Source organism: Donghicola sp. (genome assembly GCF_025210255.1).
In the GTDB taxonomy this organism is placed as follows: domain Bacteria; phylum Pseudomonadota; class Alphaproteobacteria; order Rhodobacterales; family Rhodobacteraceae; genus Donghicola; species Donghicola eburneus.
Map to the genome: position 1 here is coordinate 1 of NZ_JAOARZ010000037.1, position 17,925 is coordinate 17,925.

Here is a 17,925-nt window from a genome sequence, read left to right on the forward strand (position 1 = left end):
GCCGTCGATCTGGTCGTACGCTTTGAAGTCACCGAAGTACTTGGTGATCGCTGCGGTCAGAGTGGTCTTACCGTGGTCAACGTGACCAATGGTGCCGATGTTGACGTGCGGTTTGCTACGCTCAAACTTTTCCTTTGCCATCGATGGCGCCTCGTAGTTGGGGGGGCAGCCTGCCCCGGTTCAGCATCGCGGGCGATGTATTGGACGCACAGAAGAAAATCAAGCGTCAGATGACATAGAGAACGCGAGAAGCGGGGTTGTGTCGTTGTCGCACCGGTCGCAGGCGGGAATTTTCGATGATCCGCCCTTGGGTTGGCCTATTCGGCGGCGATTTCTGCAGGCGCGATCTCTGGGTCTTCGATCACCGGGGTTTCGGCGGTATCTTCGCCCTCTGCCTCTGGCGCTTCGGCGGTTTCGGCGCTCTCTTCGCGGTCATCGACATAGGGTTCGACCGGCGGGACATCGAGGCCGAACTCCTCAATGTTGTTTTTCAGCCAGTTCTCGATGCGCTTGGCCGCGTTGTAAGACAGATTTGCCATCTGCTCTTCGCGGGTCTGGGTCAGGCCGGACCCCACGATGTTTTTGCCGTTCAGCGATTCGAGCGCCATGATGCGCTCTGGCTCGTCGTTAACCTTTTCGCCCTTTTCGTCGTCCCAGAGGGTGACGTTCAGGATGACGACCGATTTCGGCGCCAGCACCAGCGGGATGCCGGTCTGCGCGACCACGTAGCCATCGACGCTGATCCCGAGGTGGTAGAGCTTGTCGCCCTCGTAGCGGTCAAAGCGGTCAGAGATGGCAGCGCGCATGGTGTCCACCCACTCTTCGGGGGCGACATCACGGGACAGCGGTCCCTGCACAGGATGGGGCGCGACGACCACATTATGCCCCAGACGGAAATGCCCCAGAGGGACCGGCGGCTCTTCGAGATCGGATTTGCTGCCGCAAGCGGCAAGGATGCAAAGCATGGCGATGGCAAAGAAACGGGTCATATGGGCTCCGGTCGCGTGTTCGCAGAGGGGGATAGCCCGAATACCGCCACAGTAGCAACGCTTGATGCCCTGCTTACATCTATGGCGGCACCGGCGCGGGTCAGTGGCCCGCCGAATTCGAGAAGATGAAGATCGTCATCACCCCTGCCAGAATCATCCCGATCCCCAAGAGGGCGGGCAGATCCAGACGGTCGTGGAACACCACCCAGCCCACAAGCGAGATGAGCACGACGCCAAGCCCGCTCCAGACGGCATAGACAATTCCGACGGGCAGCACACGCAGGGCAATCGTCAACAGATAAAAGGCCATCAGGTAGGACACTGCGGTCAACAGGGTCGGGCCGAGCTTGGTAAATTCTTCGGTGCGTTTGAGCGCGGAGGTGCCGATGACCTCGCAGACAATCGCCGTGGCCAACGCCAGATAGGGCAGCATGAAAACACCTTTCGTCATTGCCAGAGGGACCGCCTCGGCTACATCCTAGCCGGAAGAGGAGAGGTTCAAAATGGTCCAGTCCGACTTTCCAGTTCGCGTCCCCTTGGTGACAGAACCCATGGGTGTGTTGAAGAGTTTGCAGACCGCGCGACGCAATGTCTTGGAGATTCTGCCCGAAATCGCGACACGTCAGCCGATGGTGTCAGGCCGCACGGGCAAACGCTGGCATATGGTGATGGACCCAGAGGCGCTGAACACGATTCTGCGTGACAAGCTGGCGGATTACCCGAAATCCACGGTGACCAAGGACCTGCTGCGGCCCGCCATCGGCGAGAGCCTGTTTATCGCCGAGGGGCAGGAATGGATGTGGCAGCGGCGGACGGCGGCGCCGTCTTTCTCGCACCGGCATGTGATGGCCTTGGCCCCCGTGATGTCAGCGGCGGCCGAGCGGACGGTGCGGCGGCTCGAGGCTGCGGCAGGCAAGCGCGCGGTGAACATGTTCGACGAGATGGTGCAGACCACGTTCGAGGTGATCTCGGATGTGACCTTTTCGGGGGACGAAGGGTTCGACCGCGACGGGGTCCATCACGCGATCGAGGCGTATATCCAGAGCACGGCCAAGATTTCGCTGGGGGATATGCTGGGGCTGCCCAGTTGGGTGCCACGCCTGAGCCGGATTCGCAGTGGCGGGGCGCTGACCGATATGCAGCGCGTGGCAGACGAGGCGATCCAGCGACGCCGTGCCTCGGGGCAACCGAATGCGGCGCCCGATTTGCTGGACCTGCTGCTGGCTGGGGCGGACCCCGAATCTGGTCGGCAGATGTCGACCGAGGAACTGCGGGACAACCTGCTGACCTTTATCGTGGCGGGGCACGAGACGACGGCGCTGTCGCTGTCTTGGGCGCTGTATCTGGTGGCAGGTGATCCGCGCGTGCAGGAGTTGGCGCGGGCCGAGGCGCAGTCGGTGCTCGGGGACCGTGTGGCGGGGGCCGAGGACGTGCCCAACCTGCCCTACATCCGGCAGATCGTGGACGAGGCGCTACGGATGTATCCGCCGGCAGCGTTGGTGTCGCGGACGGCGCGCAAGGCGGATCGGCTCTGTGGGCGCGAGGTGCGGCCCGGAGATACGGTAATGATCCCGATTTATGCATTGCACCGTAACAACCTGCTCTGGGACGATCCTGATGCCTTCCGGCCCGAACGGTTTGCCGACCGCAAGGCGATTCGGCGCTACGCCTATCTGCCGTTCGGGGACGGTCCGAGGATCTGTATAGGCGCAAGCTTCGCTCTGACGGAGGCTGTGATCATTTTAGCGACGTTACTATCGCGCTATCGGTTTGATCCTGTAGCCGGTCGCGACCCGAAACCAGTTATGATTCTCACCTTGCGTCCTGAAGGTGGAGTTTGGCTGCAACCAAATGTCACAAAGGCGAATCAACCATAGAGTGTCAGCCTATCAAATATGCATGATCGAGATGTGAGCAGGTCGGAAACACTGTGTATAAAACGAACCTGAAACTATCACTTCGGTATATGGCGCTGTTTTATAAACGAAAAATCTTAACCTCTCATTAAATATTTCGATCAATACTCGCGATTAATAGTTGCCATTAGACTTTCGATAGCGTATCGTCTTTCGTATAGTTGAAGTACTTTTTAGCATGTTTTGCTGGGGCTCCTCGGACTTCGTGAGTGGTGGTCGGAATTAGGAGCCCCAGTTATTACCTTCAACGCCCCTCCCCAATAGGTAGTTTAAGTGTCAGCTTTGCTTGCGCGCATTCGCAAGCCAGATTAGTTGCGACCTGTGACTATTTGAGAGTTTTTGGACCCAACTAAAAAGCGCCACCCTTTGCAGGGCGGCGCTTTTCGCTTTTCTGGGAAATGTCGCGTCCGGTTAGCCGCGCAGGGTGGCTCCGGTCGCCTTCTGAACCTTTTCCACGATCTTGGTACTGATCGCCTCGAGGTCTTTTTCCTTGAGCGTGGTCTCAGTCGGCTGGATGCGCACGGTGATGGCGAGGCTCTTCTTACCCTCTCCGAGGCTGCCGCCGATGAATTCGTCGAACAAGCGGACCTCTTCGATCAGGGCCTTGTCGGCACCTGCAGCGGCGTTCACCAGCGTCAGCGCCTCGACATTCGCGTCCACGACAAAGGCGAAGTCACGCTCGACCGCCTGCAGGTCGCTGACCTTGAGCGCGGCGCGGGTGGTCGCAGCCTTGCGCGGCAGCGGGATTTCGGCGGGCCAGATGGTGAAGGCCACGGCGGGCCCTTTGACATCCATCGCGTCCAGCACCTTGGGGTGCAGCTCGCCGAACACCGCGAGGGTCTTTTTCGGGCCAAGGCAGATGCGGCCCGAACGGCCCGGGTGGAACCATTCAGCGGTGTCGCGCATGATCTGGACCTTGGCGGGGGCGCCGATGGCCGACAGGATCGCCTCGACGTCTGCTTTGGCGTCGTAGACGTCGACGGGGCGCGAGGCGCCGTGGGTGTCTTTGGGGCCCGTGCGGCCGATCAGAACGCCGGTGATCTGGGTGTGCTGTTCACCGGGCTCGCCGCCGTGGAAGGCAGGGCCGCATTCGAACAGCGCCAGATCGTTGAACCCGCGTGCTTGGTTCCGGCTGGCCGCAGCCAAGAGGCCGGGCAGCAGGTCGGGACGCATGTGGCTCATTTCCGAAGAGATCGGGTTTTCCAGACGGGTGGCATCGGTGCCGCCGCCGAACAGAGCCGCCTGTTTGCCGTCGATGAAGCTATAGGTCACGCATTCGTTGTAGCCGAGGCTGGCAGCGGTGCGGCGACCGATGCTCTCGCGCTTTTGCATCGGGGTCAGGATTTGCTTGGGCAGCGCGTCCGAAGTGCGGCGCAGGGGCTTGCCGACCAGCTTGGTCAGCGAGGCGATGCGGGCGACTTCTTCGACCAGATCGGCCTCTCCCAGAACGTCGGGACGCCAGCTGGGAACGTGGGCCATGTCGCCTTCCATGACGAAGCCGAGCGCTTCGAGGGTCGCGCGCTGGGTTTCGGCGGGGATTTCCATGCCAACGAGGCTCTGGCAGCGGTCAGTGTCCAGCTTGTAGGCGCGGGAATGGTCGGGCAGTTCGCCCGCCATGACCACTTCGGACGCCTCGCCGCCGCAGAGATCGAGGATCATCTGGGTCGCGGCCTCTAGGCCTTCGGGAGTCCAAGCGGGGTCGATGCCACGTTCGAAACGGTAGCGGGCGTCAGAGTTGATCTTGAGCGCGCGGCCCGTCAGCGCGGTGCGGACGGTGTCAAAGAACGCAGCTTCGAGGAAGACATTGGTCGTCTCGTCGGTGCAGCCAGAGGGCAGGCCGCCCATGACACCCGCGATGGATTCAACGCCGTTGTCATCGCTGATCACGGTCATGCCAGCCTGCAGCGTGTATTCTTTTTCATCCAGCGCCACCAGCGTCTCGCCGCCCTGTGCCGCGTGAACGCGCAGGTTGCCAGCGACCTTGTCCGCGTCGAACACGTGCAGCGGGCGGTTGCGGTCATAGGTGAAGAAGTTGGTGATATCGACCAGCGCCGAGATCGGGCGCAGGCCGATGGCACGCAGGTAGTCCTGCAGCCATGCGGGCGACGGGCCGTTTTTCACGCCCTTGATGACGCGGCCGTAGAAGACGGGGCAGCCCGCCAGCGCGTCATCGTCGATGCTGACGCTGATCGGGCACGGGAAGGTGCCAGCCACGGGGGTCACGGGCGCGGGCTTCAGCGTACCAAGGCCGCGGGCCGCCAGATCCAGCGCGATGCCACGCACGCCAAGGGCGTCGGGACGGTTGGGGGTGATCGCGATCTCGATCACGGGATCAACCTTGGCGGGGTCGTTTTCCGCCAGCCAGTCGGTAAACTTCTGACCAACTTCGCCCGAGGGCAGTTCGATGATGCCATTGTGTTCATCCGACAGCTCCATCTCGCGCTCGGAGCACATCATGCCATAGCTTTCGATGCCACGGATTTTGCCGACGTTGATGGTGATGTCGATGCCGGGAACATAGGTGCCGGGCTTGGCGACCACGACGGTGATGCCAGCGCGGGCGTTCGGGGCGCCACAGATGATTTGCAGCTCGCCCTCGTCGGTGGCGACGGTGCAGACGTTCAGCTTGTCCGCATCGGGGTGCTTCTCGGCGGTCAGCACCTTGCCGATGGTAAAGGCACCCAGTTTCTCGGCAGGGTTTTCAACGCCTTCGACCTCGAGGCCCAGATCGGTCAGGGCATAGAGGATCTCGTCCAGAGTGGCCGAGGTATCGAGGTGTGACTTGAGCCAGGACAGGGTGAACTTCATCGCCGCGCGCCTTTATTTGTCAGGTTTCATTCGAGGCACGGCATAGCCCATAGGGCGGCAGGGGGAAAGAGGGGTTAGGCCTCGTATAGTTCGAGCGGCAGGCCATCTGGATCAGCAAAGAAGGTAAACCGCTTGCCGGTCAGAGAATCGGTGCGGATTTCTTCGACCGCGACGCCTTGGGCTTCGAGCTGCTGTTTGGTTTTGGCGACATCCGCGACAGTGAACGCCAGATGCCGCAGGCCCTGCGCTTCGGGGTAGCTGGGGCGCGCGGGGGCATCCGGAAAGCTGAAAAGTTCGATCTGCGCACCCGCCAGCGCGATATCCAGTTTCCAGCTATCACGCGCCTGGCGGTAGGTTTCCGCGATGATCTGCCCACCAAGGATATCGACGTAGAAGGATTTGGACCGCGCGTAGTCGTTGGCGATGATCGCGACGTGATGGATGGATTGCAGCATCAGGTGTCCGTTTCGCCGTGGGCCAGTTTTTCGAATTTGCCCATGCGATAGAGCTGGATTTCGCGGACCAATCGGATCGTCGGTTTGGCGCAGAAACACAGCGATCCAAGGACGAAGAGCCAGATCGCCGCCGTTTCCAGCGATTTCCAGAAGAACAGAACAGAGCCGACCAGAAACAGGATCGCCGCCGCGAAATCCACCAGCGTATGCAGCAATTCATACCGCGCATACAGGCGTTCGGACTCGGGGCTACGGGTGCGGTTCTGACTGTGAAAAAGGTGCATTGGCAATCCTTGGAAACAAAAACAGGGCAGAGCTTAGTGCCCTGCCCTGCTGTTTCAATCGCCTTAGCGGCTGAGGCCGCCGTGCAGCGTCGGCACATCCAGCGCCGAGAATCCGTAGTGGCGCAGCCAACGCAGATCCGCGTCAAAGAAGGCGCGCAGATCGGGGATGCCGTATTTCAGCATGGCCAGACGGTCGATCCCAAGGCCAAAGGCGAAGCCCTGCCACTGGGTCGAGTCGATGCCCGCGTTTTCCAGAACCTTGGGGTGAACCATACCCGAGCCGCCAGCCTCGAGCCAATCATCGCCCTCTCCCAGCTTCAACTGGCCATCAACCCACGAGCACCGGAAGTCGATCTCGGCCGAAGGTTCGGTGAAGGGGAAGTGCGACGCGCGGAAGCGGACCTCGACCTCGTCCACCTCGAAGAAGGCGGCGGCGAACTGCTCGAGCACCCACTTGAGGTTGGCCATCGAGATGTCCTTGTCGATCGCCAGACCTTCGATCTGGTGGAACATGGGGGTGTGAGTCTGGTCGTAGTCCGAGCGGTACACACGTCCGGGCGCGATGATGCGGCAGGGCGCGCCATGCTTTTCCATGTGGCGGATTTGCACGGGGCTGGTGTGGGTGCGCAGAACGTGGGGCGGACGATCGTCGCCTTCGGCACGGTGGGTGTAGAAGGTGTCCATCTCGGCCCGCGCGGGATGGTGGCCGGGGATGTTCAACGCATCGAAGTTATACCAGTCGCTCTCGATCTGAGGCCCTTCGGCCACCGAGAAACCCATGTCAGCAAAAATCGCGGTGACCTCTTCGGTGACCTGGCTGATCGGGTGGATTGATCCCTGACGCTGCGGACGAACCGGAAGGGTCACATCCAGCCACTCGGCTTTCAGACGGGCGTCCAGCGCTGCATCTGCCAAAGCAGCCTTCTTCGCGGCCAGCGCTGCGTTGATCTCGTCCTTCAAGGCATTCAAAGCGGGGCCCGCGACCTGACGCTCTTCGGGGGTCATTTTGCCAAGCTCGCGCATTTTCAGGCTGATCTCGCCCTTCTTGCCGACGGCAGCCAGACGCACCTCTTCGATGGTGGCTTCATCACCAGCGGCCGCGATGGCCTCGATATATTTCGCGCGCAGATCGTCCATGACACCCTCCTTGGCTTTGGGCGCTTGCTACCACAAGCGGGGCGGGACGCAAGAGTTTGGAGAGGATAGCGGCGGCTTCGCGGTTGGGAGACGTGAGTATTTTGACAAAGCAGAAAGGCAAGTCACGCTCTGCCCGCCAGCTGTTCCAAGGAAATCAGACGACAGGCAGAGCGCTTTCAGCTTTGACGGCCATCGGCTCTCCAGCCTGTACCGTAGCGTTATGATGCGCCTGAACATCTTAAAACTTCGTTGTCTTTCTGCTTTGAAAAAATACTCAAAAAATCCAATGCGCGCCAAAAGAACCAACGGGGTCAATAACGCGTTTTCCCTCGACAAACGAACAACGCGGGCCCGATGGGACCCGCGTTTCCATTCTGGTGTCTCGTGGAACGAGATTAAGCTGCCAGAGCGCCTTTTGCCTGATCAACGATCGCGCCGAAGGCTGCGGGCTCGTGAACGGCCAGATCTGCCAGGACCTTACGGTCAACTGCGATGCCAGCTTTGTTCAGGCCGTTGATGAAGGCCGAGTAGGTCAGGCTCTCATCGTGTGCACGGACGGCTGCGTTGATACGCTGGATCCACAGAGCGCGGAAATTACGCTTACGGGCCTTACGGTCACGGGTTGCGTACTGGTTCGCCTTGTCGACGGCCTGTGCTGCAACCTTGAAGGTGTTCTTGCGGCGGCCGTAGTAACCTTTGGCCTGCTTGATGATCTTCTTGTGACGGGCGTGGGTGACGGTACCACCTTTGACTCGGGACATTCCGTTCTCTCCTTAGCGCGCGTAGGGCATGTATTTTTTCACGATCTTCTCGTCGGGAGCCGACAGAGTCGTGGTACCACGGGCGGTACGGATGAATTTGGTGGTACGCTTGATCATGCCGTGACGCTTGCCAGCCTGGCCAGCAATCACGCGACCATTCGCGGTCACTTTGAAGCGCTTCTTGGCGCTCGATTTTGTCTTCATCTTGGGCATTTCCGTCTCCTTCAATGCAGGTTCGGTCCGAACGCGACTCGGCATGCCACTGAGGCCGGTCGCGCGGTTAGAGCGCGCCCTATACAAGGGCATCATCTTTAGCACAAGGCTAAATCAGTGCAGGTATCGCCCAATCACAGAGGCGAAGGCTGCGGGGACATCTCCGACGTCATATCCGTTCGGATGAGTCTTGAGCGCGTAGACCAAGGACACCCCCGAGAGCACGATGGCGATCATCGCCACCCGCGGGGTGCGTCCGTCGATATACGCGGAAACGATGCTCGGAACGGCGAAGGCCCCGATAACGAGGCCTACAACCAATGCCAGATCTGTGTCGATTCCCATTTACCCACTCGCAACTGTAACAGTTGCTAAATGGTTTATTCGGGATCGGTGTTAAAAATCAAACGCTCTTCGCAGGGAGCGACGCGCAAGATGTTCGTGGAACCGGTCACATTAAAGGGAACGCCTGCTGTGACAACAATATGGTCCTGCTCGGTCGCGTATCCTTCGGCGCGGGCCGCACGTACCGCAGAGACCACCGCCATTTTGAAACGGTCGACTTCTTTGGTGTTGATCGGCTGCACACCCCACGACAGGGCCAGACGGCGCGCAGTCCGCAGCAGCGGGGTCAGCGCGATGATCGGAACCATCGGACGCTCGCGCGAGGTGAGCAGCGCGGTGGTACCGGTCTGGGTGAAGCATGAGATCGCTTTGATCTGCGCGGTTTCCGCGATTTCGCGGGCCGCAGCCACGATGCCGTGGGCGATGCCGGTGCCGCGCATGGGGGCGGTGCCGCCACGCGATGCGGTGATGACTTCGCGCCAGGTGTCGTCGCCTTCGACTTCGCGGGCCACGTTATCCATGGTTTTGACCGCTTGCTCGGGGTACTGGCCCGCTGCCGATTCGGCCGAGAGCATGATCGCGTCGGCGCCTTCGTAGATGGCGGTCGCCACGTCCGACACTTCGGCGCGGGTGGGCATGGGGCTGTCGATCATCGATTCCAGCATCTGGGTCGCAACGATCACGGGCTTGGCTGCCGCGCGGCACTTGCGGACCAGACGCTTCTGGATCGGGGGCACGTTCTGGACAGGCAGTTCGACGCCAAGGTCACCGCGGGCAACCATGATGCCGTCCGACGCGTCGAGGATTTCCTCGAAGGACGAGACAGCCGAGGGCTTCTCGATCTTGGACAGGACGGCGGCGCGGCCCTGCACCAGTTCGCGGGCTTCCCACACATCTTTGGCGCGCTGAACGAAGGACAGAGCGATCCAGTCCACACCCAGCGAACACGCGAGTTCCAGATCGCCGCGATCCTTGTCCGACAGAGCGGCCAGCGGCAGAACCACGTCAGGGACGTTCACGCCCTTGCGGTTCGAGATGGTGCCGCCGGCGATGACTTCGCAATCGGCCGATTCGCGGTCGCAGCTTTCGACCTTCAGACGGATTTTGCCGTCGTTGACCAAGAGGTGCGCGCCGGGCTCGAGCGCGGCGAAAATTTCGGGGTGCGGCAGGCACACGCGGTCGATGGTGCCTTCGGTCTCGTCCAGATCGAGGCGGAACTTTGCGCCTTCTTCCAGATTCTCGGACCCGTTCGCGAACACGCCCACACGCAGCTTCGGACCCTGAAGGTCAGCAAGGATGGCGATGGGGCTACCCAGATCTTCTTCGACTTGGCGAATGATCTTGTGGCGTTCTGCAATTTCTTCGTGGCTGCCGTGGCTCATGTTCAGACGGAATACGTCTGCACCAGCCTCGTGCAGCTTGCGGATCATGGCGTAATCGTTCGAAGCCGGCCCAAGGGTGGCCACGATTTTCACTTTACGGTGGCGTCTCATAATTCGGCCCTCCTCCTTCACGGTATAAACCGGCGCATCTCATGTTATCGCTAACGTCAGCCGCGTTATGCCCTAACATGGCCTCTGGGGCAACAGGTTGCTGCTTCAATATGCACAATCGCCGGTACAGATGCCCCTTGACGCTTTGGCGCAGGGGCCTCAGCTAGGACTGTACTTGCCGGAAGAGGAGCAAAGCAATGTCACAGATTGATGAACAGACGCGCACCGAACTTGAAGCTGCCGCCTTTCGCCGCCTGCTGGCGCATCTGAACGAGCGCACGGATGTGCAGAACATCGACATGATGAACCTGACAGGGTTTTGCCGGAACTGCCTGTCTCGCTGGTACCAAGAGGCCGCAACCGAGCGCGGGATCGAGATGACCAAGGACGAAGGCCGTGAGGCGGTCTATGGCATGCCCTATTCCGAGTGGAAGGATAAGTACCAGACCGAAGCGAATGCCGAGCAGCTGGCATCGTTCGAGGTCAATAAGCCTGCCGATGCGGGCTAAAAATTTATTCGAGACGTAAAAAAGGCGCCGCGGAGTTTCCTGCGGCGCCTTTTTCCTTGTGTTGGTTAGCCGTTGGCTTGTTTCGGCATATCGTCGGTGCCGGTTGCAGCCTCGTACGCGGCCACGAGTTCGGTCAGGCGCTCAATCTCGGCTTCGCGGGCGTCAGCCTCGACGATCATTTCTTCGAAGCGGGCTTCGATCTTGCTCGCGTCGGTTTCCAGTTCGGCCCGCAAGTCTTCGAGATCGGCTTCGAGCAGGGCGATCCGTTCGTCCCGTTGCAGCATGAGTTGCGCAAATTCTTCGGGCATCTCTTCGGGGAGTTCTGCCAGCGTATCCTCGCCCGCGCCTGCCCCATCGGTCCCAAGACCGACACCAGAGGCCGCAGCAATTTGGCGCAGATCTGACAGTTCGGCCTCTTGGGCGAACATCTGTTCCTGCGCGGCATCCAACTGTTTGCGCAGGCTCAGCAGTTCACTCTTGGCCGCCGCCAGCGATTGATCGAGCGAGAAGTTACCCTCGCCCTTGGATTTGCCACCAAAGAAAAAGAAGCCAGCGATCAGACCCACCAGCGCGGCCAGCGCCAGCAGCACCCACATCTCGGCAATCAGAAAATTCCAGTTCTGGAACATACTCAGTTCACTCCATCATCAGAGGGGGACCAGATCACAGTCGTCCGGCGGTTCGCCGCACGGCCCTCTTCGGTATCATTCGTTTCAATCGGGTCGCTTTCCCCGTAGCCGTTGGCCACCAGCGCACGCGACGCGACACCGCGCGCGATCAAAGCGGCACGCACGGCATTGGCGCGGGCTTCGCTCAGGGCGCGGTTGCTGGCGGGGTCACCGACAGAATCCGTGTGCCCGCCGATTTCCGCGCGCAGGTTGCCATCTGTCACGCATAGCGCAGCAACAGATGCCATTGCGTTAATAACCCGAGAGGCCTTGGCATCGAGGCGGGCCGAGCCGGTCAGAAACTGGATCGGGTTCCGCTGAAGTTCAGTGTTCATGCGGTCCGCACATGTGTCGATGTCGGGATTGAACTGCACGTGAGGCAGCCAATATCCGGCGCGCGCGACCTCGGTGGCACCCGTGGCTGCATTGGTACGCAGGCTGCCATCGGGCTGCTGCGCCGCCCCGACAGCGAGGTTCACCGGATTGCCCACAGCCTCGGGCAGGGCTTCGGCGACCAGTTCGGCGTCCACCCCTGCCCCGACGGTGCCCACGACGGACAGATCATCACCGGTCCGCACGATGGTCAGACGTTCCAATTCGGGAAGCCACTCTGCAAGCGGTTTCAGCCGGTCGATATGACCCGCCGGATCCCCCAAAAGGCCGGTCTGCGCATTCCCGCCATGGGCGACAAAATTCAGCGCGCCTGACACGTCATCTGCGGTCAAACCTGCTGGCAATTTCCCATCAATCCGCAGGCCGGTGCTCGCGTCATAGGTGATGCTGTATTCCGGCGGTGTGCCATCATCCAGATAGTCCAGCACCAGCTCGCTGCGGTACTCATCGGGCAAGGAGCCTAGGGTGCGCTCGATTGCAGCACCCTCGGACGGGGTGCGTGCGATGCCGTTCAGGATCAGAGTCTGATCTTCGAGCCGCATCTCTCCCTCCTCTAGCAGGCGCGTCGCGGTCAAACCGACTTTGGCCGCCGCACTCCAATCCGTGGGGGCACCAGCCCCCAGAGCCAGCGATTGGGTCGCGCCCAGTATGGGCTCCAGTTCGGCGCGCACAGCTTCGGTCGGCAAATGCCCTTCGGCGGCAAAGGTGCCATCCTGCCAGCGGGCGGCCATGACATAAGGCGAAACCACGGGCAACACGGTCCAATCCGCCCGAACCTCGCGCTGACCAGGGACAGCGGCATAAGCTGCAAGCAAAGCTTCGGCTTTGTCGGGTCCATTGGCAATGCCAGTCAACGTGATGTCGCGCCCAGACACAGCAATATCCACACCGTGCACCGAGGGGACCTCGAGCGCCGTGGCGGCCTGCAAAATCTGCTGCTCAATCACGTCTGCCTGACGGACGGTGGCCCACCAGCCCAATCCGCCCAAACCTGCCAATACAATGACCGCACCTGCAATCGTGCGCATCATACCCTCCACAAATCAATTTACGCGCGCAGTAGTGGCCTCATGCGCACGCCAAGGCAACCCTACAAACGGCAAACGCCCGCACCACTAGGGCGCGGGCGGTAAACCAGCGGTATAGACGTGCAATTACAGCGCGGCTTTGCGGCTTTCTTCGATGTAGATTTCACGCAGACGGCTGGCGATCGGGCCAACTTCGCCGGTGCCAATCGCCGCGTCGTCGATTTTCACGACGGGCATGACAAAGGTGGTCGCCGAGGTCACAAACGCCTCGTCCGCTGCTTTGGCCTCTTCGATGGTGAAGGGGCGCTCTTCGACTTGCATCTGCGCTTCTTGGGCGAAACGCAGAACCGCGGCGCGGGTGATGCCGTGCAGAATGTCGTTGCTGAGGTTACGGGTGATGATCACGCCGTCCTTAACGATATAGGCGTTGTTCGAGGTGCCCTCGGTCACGCTGCCATCTTCGACCATCCATGCATCATCAGCACCAGCCGCTTTGGCCGCCATCTTGCCCATCGAGGGGTAGAGCAGCTGCACGGTTTTGATGTCGCGGCGGCCCCAGCGGATGTCAGGGATCGAAATGACGCTGATGCCAGCCTTGGCAACGGGGCTCTTGGCCAGAACCTTTTCCTGCGTGAACATCACCAGAGTGGGCTCGGCATCCTTGGGGTAGGCAAAATCACGATCTGCTGCACCGCGGGTCACCTGCAGGTACACTAGGCCTTCGGTCACGTTGTTGGCCTCGACCAGCTTGCGGTGGATTTCCAGCAGCTCATCTTGGGTGCAGGGCTCTTTCATCTCCAGTTCGGTCAGCGAACGGGACAGACGCTTGGCGTGGCCGTCAAAGTCGATCAGCTTGCCATCCAGAACGGTGGTCACCTCGTACACGCCGTCCGCCATCAGGAAGCCGCGGTCAAAGATCGAAACCGTGGCTTCGGTTTCCGGCAGGTATTCGCCGTTTACATAGACGGTGCGGGTCATGTCGGGTCTTCTCCTAAAGTCAGTCGCAGGGCCTTAGCCCCAAAGTGCGGCCACAGGCGGATGCACACCATCGGCATCGTAGTGCAGCGGGTTGTCACGGTCTTCGGCCAGAAGCAGCGGCGCGTCAAGGTCCACAACCTTCGCGCCCTTGGCGACAACGGTCGCAGGGGCCATCGCCAGCGAGCTGCCGATCATGCAGCCGACCATGATGCCAAAGCGCATGTCCTCGGCCGCCTTGCGCAGGGCCAAAGCCTCAGTCAGGCCGCCGGTCTTATCCAATTTGATGTTGATGATGTCGTACTTGTCCTTCAGCTTGTCCAGGCTCGCACGGTCATGGCAGCTCTCGTCGGCACAAAGGGGCACAGGGCGATCCATCCCGATCAGCGCGTCATCTTCGCCCGCGGGCAAAGGCTGCTCGACCATCTCGACCCCTAGACGCACCAGATGCGGCGCGAGTTCGCCGTAAACCTCGGCGCTCCAACCTTCATTGGCGTCGACGATGATCCGCGCCTCGGGGGCACCACGGCGGACGGCTTCCAGTCGCGGCATATCTTCGGGCGTTCCCAGCTTGATCTTCAGCAGGGGCCGAAACGCATTCTCGCGCGCCTGCGCTTCCATCTCCTCAGGAGACGCAAGGGACAACGTATACGCCGTGATTTCAGCCACAGGTGCAGGGACCCCAGCCAGATCCCAAACACGGCGACGCGCCTTCTTTGCCTCCCAATCCCATAGGGCACAATCCACGGCATTCCGCGCCGCCCCGGCGGGCAAGGCATACTGCAGCGCCTTGCGGTCGATGTCCTGCGGCAGGCCAGCTATCTGCTCGGCCACACTGTCCATGCTCTCGCCATACCGCGCGTAAGGGACGCATTCGCCCCGCCCTGTCACGCCGTCTCGGGTGATGGCAACCGACAGCACATGCGCCTCGGTCCGGCTCCCGCGTGAAATTGTGAACGCTTGGGCCAACCGGAAACTCTCGCGGCGAACGATCAAGGACATGTCCGCTCCTTCTTTTTGCTTCAAATACTCAAAAGTCCGGGCGCACCCACTGGGCGCGCCCGTCAAAGGTCATCACTTACAGCGCCGCAAGGGCGTCTGCCAGCTTGTCCGCGCTGTGGCGATAGGGATCGACCGCGGGCAGACCCAGCTCTTCTTCGATCTTCGCCAGATAGGCATCCGCCTCGTCCGCGCCCATGTGCTGGGTGTTCACCGAAACGCCAACCACCTGACAGGCAGGGTTCGCGATGCGCGCCAGCGGCAGGGCGGTGTCCCATAACTCTTGCAGGGACGGGACCGAGTACTCGGGCAGACCGCGCAGATGAGTGCGGGTGGGCTCGTGACACAGGATCAGGGCGTCCGCCTGACCGCCATGAACGAGCGCCATCGTCACACCGGAATAGGACACGTGGAACAGGCTGCCCTGCCCTTCGATGATGTCCCAGTGGTCGTCATCGTTGTCGGGCGTCAGCCATTCAATCGAGCCAGCCATAAAGTCCGCGACGACCGCGTCCAGCGGCACACCGTTGCCAGTGATCAGAATGCCGGTCTGCCCGGTGGCGCGGAAGGTGCTTTTCAGGCCCTTCTTTCGCATGGATTCGTCCAGCGCCAGCGCGGTATACATCTTGCCGACCGAGCAATCGGTGCCGACGGCCAGCACGCGCTTGCCGCGGCGTTTTTTGCCGTTCGCAATAGGGTATTCTACCTCGGGGACGCGCACATCGTGCAACTCGCGGCCACAAGCTTCGGCAACGGCGACCAGATCGGGCTCTTCGCGCAGCAGGTTATGCAGGCCAGACGCCAGATCAAAGCCTTCTTCCAAAGCAGCGACCAGAACTTTCTTCCACGCAGGGCTGATGACGCCACCACGGTTCGCCACGCCAACGACCAAGGTTTTGGCACCTGCGGCCTTGGCCTCTTCGAGAGTCATGTCGGTCAAGCCCAGATCGGCCTTGCAGCCTTCCATGCGGAACTGGCCTACGGCATTGTCGGGGCGCCAGTCTTTGATACCTTGTGCGACTTTAGCAGCAAGCTGGTCGGGCGCATCGCCCAGAAACAGGAGATAGGGGGTCTTAATCATCACAGGTCATCCTTTTACTTGTGATCAGGATGGTCGGTCTGGGATAAGATTTCATACGAAATTTGCGGTAATTTCGACCCCGTGACGAAGTTCCTTCGTAAAAATGTGACATTTGCCGAATTTTTTCTCGGCAGGTGCCAGAGTGACAGAAGCAATCCTCGCCGCACTGCCGCGTCATGCCGCATCTGCGAAAAGAGACTTGCGAACGGCTGGGTAATTTAATACCCGTTCCATCGAGAAATTTGAAACATCATTACCGAAAGGCAGAGCCGATGAGCTTTCGCATCCAGCCCCAAGCGCCCGCCCGCCCGAACCGCTGCCAGCTGTTCGGCCCCGGCTCGCGCCCCGCATTGTTCGAGAAAATGGCCGCCAGCGCGGCGGACGTGATCAACCTCGATCTCGAGGATTCGGTCGCCCCCACCGACAAGGACGCGGCCCGCGAGAACATCATCAATGCGATCAGCGACGTCGATTGGGGCACCAAGACCCTGTCCGTGCGCATCAACGGCCTCGACACACCCTACTGGTACCGCGACGTGGTCGATCTGCTGGAGCAAGCAGGCGATCGTCTGGACCAGATCATGATCCCCAAAGTGGGCTGCGCTGCGGACATCTATGCTGTGGACGCACTCGTCACCGCGATTGAGACCGCCAAAGGCCGCACCAAGAAGATCGACTTCGAAGTCATCATCGAATCGGCCGCAGGGATCGCCCATGTCGAGGAGATCGCAGCAGCGTCGCCCCGTCTGGTGGCCATGAGCTTGGGCGCTGCGGACTTTGCGGCCTCGATGGGGATGGCGACCACCGGCATCGGCGGCACGCAAGAGAACTACTACATGCTGCGCGAAGGTGCGAAGTACTGGTCTGATCCGTGGCACTGGGCTCAGGCAGCCATCGTCGCCGCGTGCCGCACCCACGGTGTTCTGCCCGTAGACGGTCCGTTTGGTGATTTCAGCGATGACGAGGGCTATCGTGCGCAGGCCCTGCGCTCCGCGACACTCGGCATGGTCGGCAAATGGGCGATCCACCCCAAGCAGATTGCGCTGGCCAACGAGGTCTTCACCCCCTCTGAAGAGGCTGTTACCGAAGCCCGCGAAATTCTGGCTGCGATGGAAGAGGCCAAAGCCAAGGGCGAAGGCGCAACTGTCTACAAAGGCCGTCTGGTCGACATCGCATCGATCAAGCAGGCCGAAGTTATCGTACGCCAATCCGAGATGATTGCGGGCAGCTAAGAGACAACGGGGGCTCTGCCCCCGCACCCCCGGGGTATTTGGACCAAGATGAAAGGGCTGCGGGTAACGCGGCCCTTTTCGTTTATGCGGCGAGAGGCGCGCAGATCAGTGTCTTGAGATCAACTGGCGCAGTCGTTGTGGGATCATTCAGGTAAATTTCATAAGTGGGGGCGTCGGCATGTTGTCGGCCCGACTTGGGAAACCAGTCCCCCATCAAATATCCGTACACAGACCGCAGGCCCTCGTAAGGACCGATATGAAGCAGCTCCGCATGCTCTCCGCCTTGGAGATGTAGGAGGTCCAACCCCTCCGGCGCATTGAAATCGTCCGCCACGTGAAACCCGGCGAAGCTGCGCAGGTCGGCCACCGCCACCAGATCGGGGTTATCCCACGCCGCGCCGATGGCGCCTTGGATTTGGGGCCAAAGGCCGTGCTGTGAAATAATCCCAGCCACTTTTTGATAGACCACGCCCATTTCTGGATAGGGGCCGCGATGGTGCATCCCAACCAAGGTCATCGCGGGTTTTTCAGTAATGATCACATCGCTCATAAAGATTCCTCCGCTCAATGAAATACGACTAGGGGCACGATACGCGTGCTTTTCCGAATGCCGCACCCTGAATGAGGGCCAAGGGCTTG

General features: G+C 60.8%; 20 protein-coding genes. 3 read left to right on the forward strand and 17 right to left on the reverse strand.

Features of this window, described 5'->3' with window-relative positions:
- The 3 genes from N4A58_RS16715 to N4A58_RS16725 all read right to left on the reverse strand — a co-directional run.
- Positions 1 to 141 (reverse strand): GTP-binding protein (locus tag N4A58_RS16715; protein WP_278423146.1); only part of this gene is annotated, 141 nt, incomplete at its 3' end.
- Positions 142 to 317: 176 nt separating this feature from the next.
- A complete protein-coding gene (locus tag N4A58_RS16720) occupies positions 318 to 989 on the reverse strand; it encodes a hypothetical protein (protein ID WP_293711609.1) in 672 nt (223 codons plus the stop codon).
- A gap of 100 nt (positions 990 to 1,089) precedes the next feature.
- Positions 1,090 to 1,440, reverse strand: a complete 351-nt coding sequence (locus tag N4A58_RS16725; protein WP_245780431.1) for an SMR family transporter — start codon at positions 1,438 to 1,440, stop codon at positions 1,090 to 1,092.
- 52 nt (positions 1,441 to 1,492) lie between these two features.
- Between N4A58_RS16725 and N4A58_RS16730 the strand changes: the two genes are divergently transcribed.
- A complete protein-coding gene (locus tag N4A58_RS16730) occupies positions 1,493 to 2,866 on the forward strand; it encodes a cytochrome P450 (protein ID WP_293711612.1) in 1,374 nt (457 codons plus the stop codon).
- Between the two features lie 450 nt (positions 2,867 to 3,316).
- On the opposite strand, the gene pheT is transcribed toward N4A58_RS16730, so the two are convergent.
- The 8 genes from pheT to pyk form a co-directional block, all read right to left on the reverse strand.
- Positions 3,317 to 5,713, reverse strand: a complete 2,397-nt coding sequence (gene pheT, locus N4A58_RS16735) for a phenylalanine--tRNA ligase subunit beta (protein ID WP_293711615.1) — start codon at positions 5,711 to 5,713, stop codon at positions 3,317 to 3,319.
- A gap of 74 nt (positions 5,714 to 5,787) precedes the next feature.
- Positions 5,788 to 6,168, reverse strand: coding sequence for a VOC family protein (locus tag N4A58_RS16740; RefSeq protein WP_293711617.1), 381 nt, complete (start codon positions 6,166 to 6,168; stop codon positions 5,788 to 5,790).
- A complete protein-coding gene (locus N4A58_RS16745; protein ID WP_293711620.1) occupies positions 6,168 to 6,452 on the reverse strand; it encodes a YrhK family protein in 285 nt (94 codons plus the stop codon). Before N4A58_RS16745 ends, N4A58_RS16740 begins: the two co-directional genes overlap by 1 nt.
- Before the next feature lie 63 nt (positions 6,453 to 6,515).
- Positions 6,516 to 7,589: a phenylalanine--tRNA ligase subunit alpha gene (gene pheS, locus N4A58_RS16750; RefSeq protein ID WP_072708163.1), complete on the reverse strand. Its 1,074-nt coding sequence runs from the start codon at positions 7,587 to 7,589 to the stop codon at positions 6,516 to 6,518.
- Positions 7,590 to 7,984: 395 nt separating this feature from the next.
- Positions 7,985 to 8,350, reverse strand: a complete 366-nt coding sequence (gene rplT, locus N4A58_RS16755) for a 50S ribosomal protein L20 (RefSeq protein WP_072708165.1) — start codon at positions 8,348 to 8,350, stop codon at positions 7,985 to 7,987.
- Positions 8,351 to 8,362: 12 nt separating this feature from the next.
- Positions 8,363 to 8,563: a 50S ribosomal protein L35 gene (gene rpmI, locus N4A58_RS16760; protein ID WP_072708167.1), complete on the reverse strand. Its 201-nt coding sequence runs from the start codon at positions 8,561 to 8,563 to the stop codon at positions 8,363 to 8,365.
- Between the two features lie 114 nt (positions 8,564 to 8,677).
- Positions 8,678 to 8,908 carry a hypothetical protein gene (locus N4A58_RS16765; RefSeq protein ID WP_245780430.1) on the reverse strand — a complete coding sequence of 77 codons (231 nt, stop codon included), beginning with the start codon at positions 8,906 to 8,908 and terminating at the stop codon, positions 8,678 to 8,680.
- 35 nt (positions 8,909 to 8,943) lie between these two features.
- Positions 8,944 to 10,401 (reverse strand): pyruvate kinase, encoded by a 1,458-nt coding sequence (gene pyk / locus N4A58_RS16770; RefSeq protein WP_293711634.1) that lies wholly within the window; start codon positions 10,399 to 10,401, stop codon positions 8,944 to 8,946.
- Between the two features lie 206 nt (positions 10,402 to 10,607).
- Here pyk and N4A58_RS16775 point away from each other — a divergent pair, with 206 nt between their 5' ends.
- Entirely contained in the window at positions 10,608 to 10,910 is a 303-nt protein-coding gene (locus N4A58_RS16775; protein ID WP_218157048.1) for a DUF1244 domain-containing protein, read from the forward strand.
- A 65-nt stretch (positions 10,911 to 10,975) separates the two neighbouring features.
- On the opposite strand, the gene N4A58_RS16780 is transcribed toward N4A58_RS16775, so the two are convergent.
- The 5 genes from N4A58_RS16780 to dgcN all read right to left on the reverse strand — a co-directional run bounded on the left by N4A58_RS16780 (position 10,976) and on the right by dgcN (position 16,054).
- A complete protein-coding gene (locus N4A58_RS16780) occupies positions 10,976 to 11,539 on the reverse strand; it encodes a hypothetical protein (protein WP_293711637.1) in 564 nt (187 codons plus the stop codon).
- A 2-nt stretch (positions 11,540 to 11,541) separates the two neighbouring features.
- On the reverse strand, positions 11,542 to 12,999 hold the full coding sequence (locus tag N4A58_RS16785; protein WP_293711640.1) for an OmpA family protein: 1,458 nt from the start codon (positions 12,997 to 12,999) through the stop codon (positions 11,542 to 11,544).
- Positions 13,000 to 13,125: 126 nt separating this feature from the next.
- The gene (locus N4A58_RS16790) at positions 13,126 to 13,977 is read right to left on the reverse strand and encodes a D-amino-acid transaminase (RefSeq protein WP_293711643.1); all 852 of its coding nucleotides are present in this window, start codon (positions 13,975 to 13,977) and stop codon (positions 13,126 to 13,128) included.
- A 33-nt stretch (positions 13,978 to 14,010) separates the two neighbouring features.
- Positions 14,011 to 14,976 (reverse strand): N-acetyl-D-Glu racemase DgcA, encoded by a 966-nt coding sequence (gene dgcA, locus N4A58_RS16795; protein WP_293711646.1) that lies wholly within the window; start codon positions 14,974 to 14,976, stop codon positions 14,011 to 14,013.
- A 76-nt stretch (positions 14,977 to 15,052) separates the two neighbouring features.
- Complete coding sequence (gene dgcN / locus N4A58_RS16800; protein ID WP_072708180.1) at positions 15,053 to 16,054, reverse strand: N-acetyltransferase DgcN; 1,002 nt, start codon at positions 16,052 to 16,054, stop codon at positions 15,053 to 15,055.
- Positions 16,055 to 16,326: 272 nt separating this feature from the next.
- Between dgcN and N4A58_RS16805 the strand changes: the two genes are divergently transcribed.
- A complete protein-coding gene (locus N4A58_RS16805) occupies positions 16,327 to 17,286 on the forward strand; it encodes an L-malyl-CoA/beta-methylmalyl-CoA lyase (protein ID WP_293711649.1) in 960 nt (319 codons plus the stop codon).
- A gap of 82 nt (positions 17,287 to 17,368) precedes the next feature.
- On the opposite strand, the gene N4A58_RS16810 is transcribed toward N4A58_RS16805, so the two are convergent.
- Entirely contained in the window at positions 17,369 to 17,836 is a 468-nt protein-coding gene (locus N4A58_RS16810) for a GyrI-like domain-containing protein (RefSeq protein ID WP_293711652.1), read from the reverse strand.
- Positions 17,837 to 17,925 lie beyond the last annotated feature (89 nt).

Coding starts and splice junctions, on each gene's coding strand:
- N4A58_RS16720 (WP_293711609.1), bottom strand. CDS start 989: ATGACCCGTTTCTTTGCCATCGCCATGCTTTGCATCCTTGCCGCTTGC.
- N4A58_RS16725 (WP_245780431.1), bottom strand. CDS start 1,440: ATGACGAAAGGTGTTTTCATGCTGCCCTATCTGGCGTTGGCCACGGCG.
- N4A58_RS16730 (WP_293711612.1), top strand. CDS start 1,493: ATGGTCCAGTCCGACTTTCCAGTTCGCGTCCCCTTGGTGACAGAACCC.
- pheT (WP_293711615.1), bottom strand. CDS start 5,713: ATGAAGTTCACCCTGTCCTGGCTCAAGTCACACCTCGATACCTCGGCC.
- N4A58_RS16740 (WP_293711617.1), bottom strand. CDS start 6,168: ATGCTGCAATCCATCCATCACGTCGCGATCATCGCCAACGACTACGCG.
- N4A58_RS16745 (WP_293711620.1), bottom strand. CDS start 6,452: ATGCACCTTTTTCACAGTCAGAACCGCACCCGTAGCCCCGAGTCCGAA.
- pheS (WP_072708163.1), bottom strand. CDS start 7,589: ATGGACGATCTGCGCGCGAAATATATCGAGGCCATCGCGGCCGCTGGT.
- rplT (WP_072708165.1), bottom strand. CDS start 8,350: ATGTCCCGAGTCAAAGGTGGTACCGTCACCCACGCCCGTCACAAGAAG.
- rpmI (WP_072708167.1), bottom strand. CDS start 8,563: ATGCCCAAGATGAAGACAAAATCGAGCGCCAAGAAGCGCTTCAAAGTG.
- N4A58_RS16765 (WP_245780430.1), bottom strand. CDS start 8,908: ATGGGAATCGACACAGATCTGGCATTGGTTGTAGGCCTCGTTATCGGG.
- pyk (WP_293711634.1), bottom strand. CDS start 10,401: ATGAGACGCCACCGTAAAGTGAAAATCGTGGCCACCCTTGGGCCGGCT.
- N4A58_RS16780 (WP_293711637.1), bottom strand. CDS start 11,539: ATGTTCCAGAACTGGAATTTTCTGATTGCCGAGATGTGGGTGCTGCTG.
- N4A58_RS16785 (WP_293711640.1), bottom strand. CDS start 12,999: ATGCGCACGATTGCAGGTGCGGTCATTGTATTGGCAGGTTTGGGCGGA.
- N4A58_RS16790 (WP_293711643.1), bottom strand. CDS start 13,977: ATGACCCGCACCGTCTATGTAAACGGCGAATACCTGCCGGAAACCGAA.
- dgcA (WP_293711646.1), bottom strand. CDS start 14,976: ATGTCCTTGATCGTTCGCCGCGAGAGTTTCCGGTTGGCCCAAGCGTTC.
- dgcN (WP_072708180.1), bottom strand. CDS start 16,054: ATGATTAAGACCCCCTATCTCCTGTTTCTGGGCGATGCGCCCGACCAG.
- N4A58_RS16805 (WP_293711649.1), top strand. CDS start 16,327: ATGAGCTTTCGCATCCAGCCCCAAGCGCCCGCCCGCCCGAACCGCTGC.
- N4A58_RS16810 (WP_293711652.1), bottom strand. CDS start 17,836: ATGAGCGATGTGATCATTACTGAAAAACCCGCGATGACCTTGGTTGGG.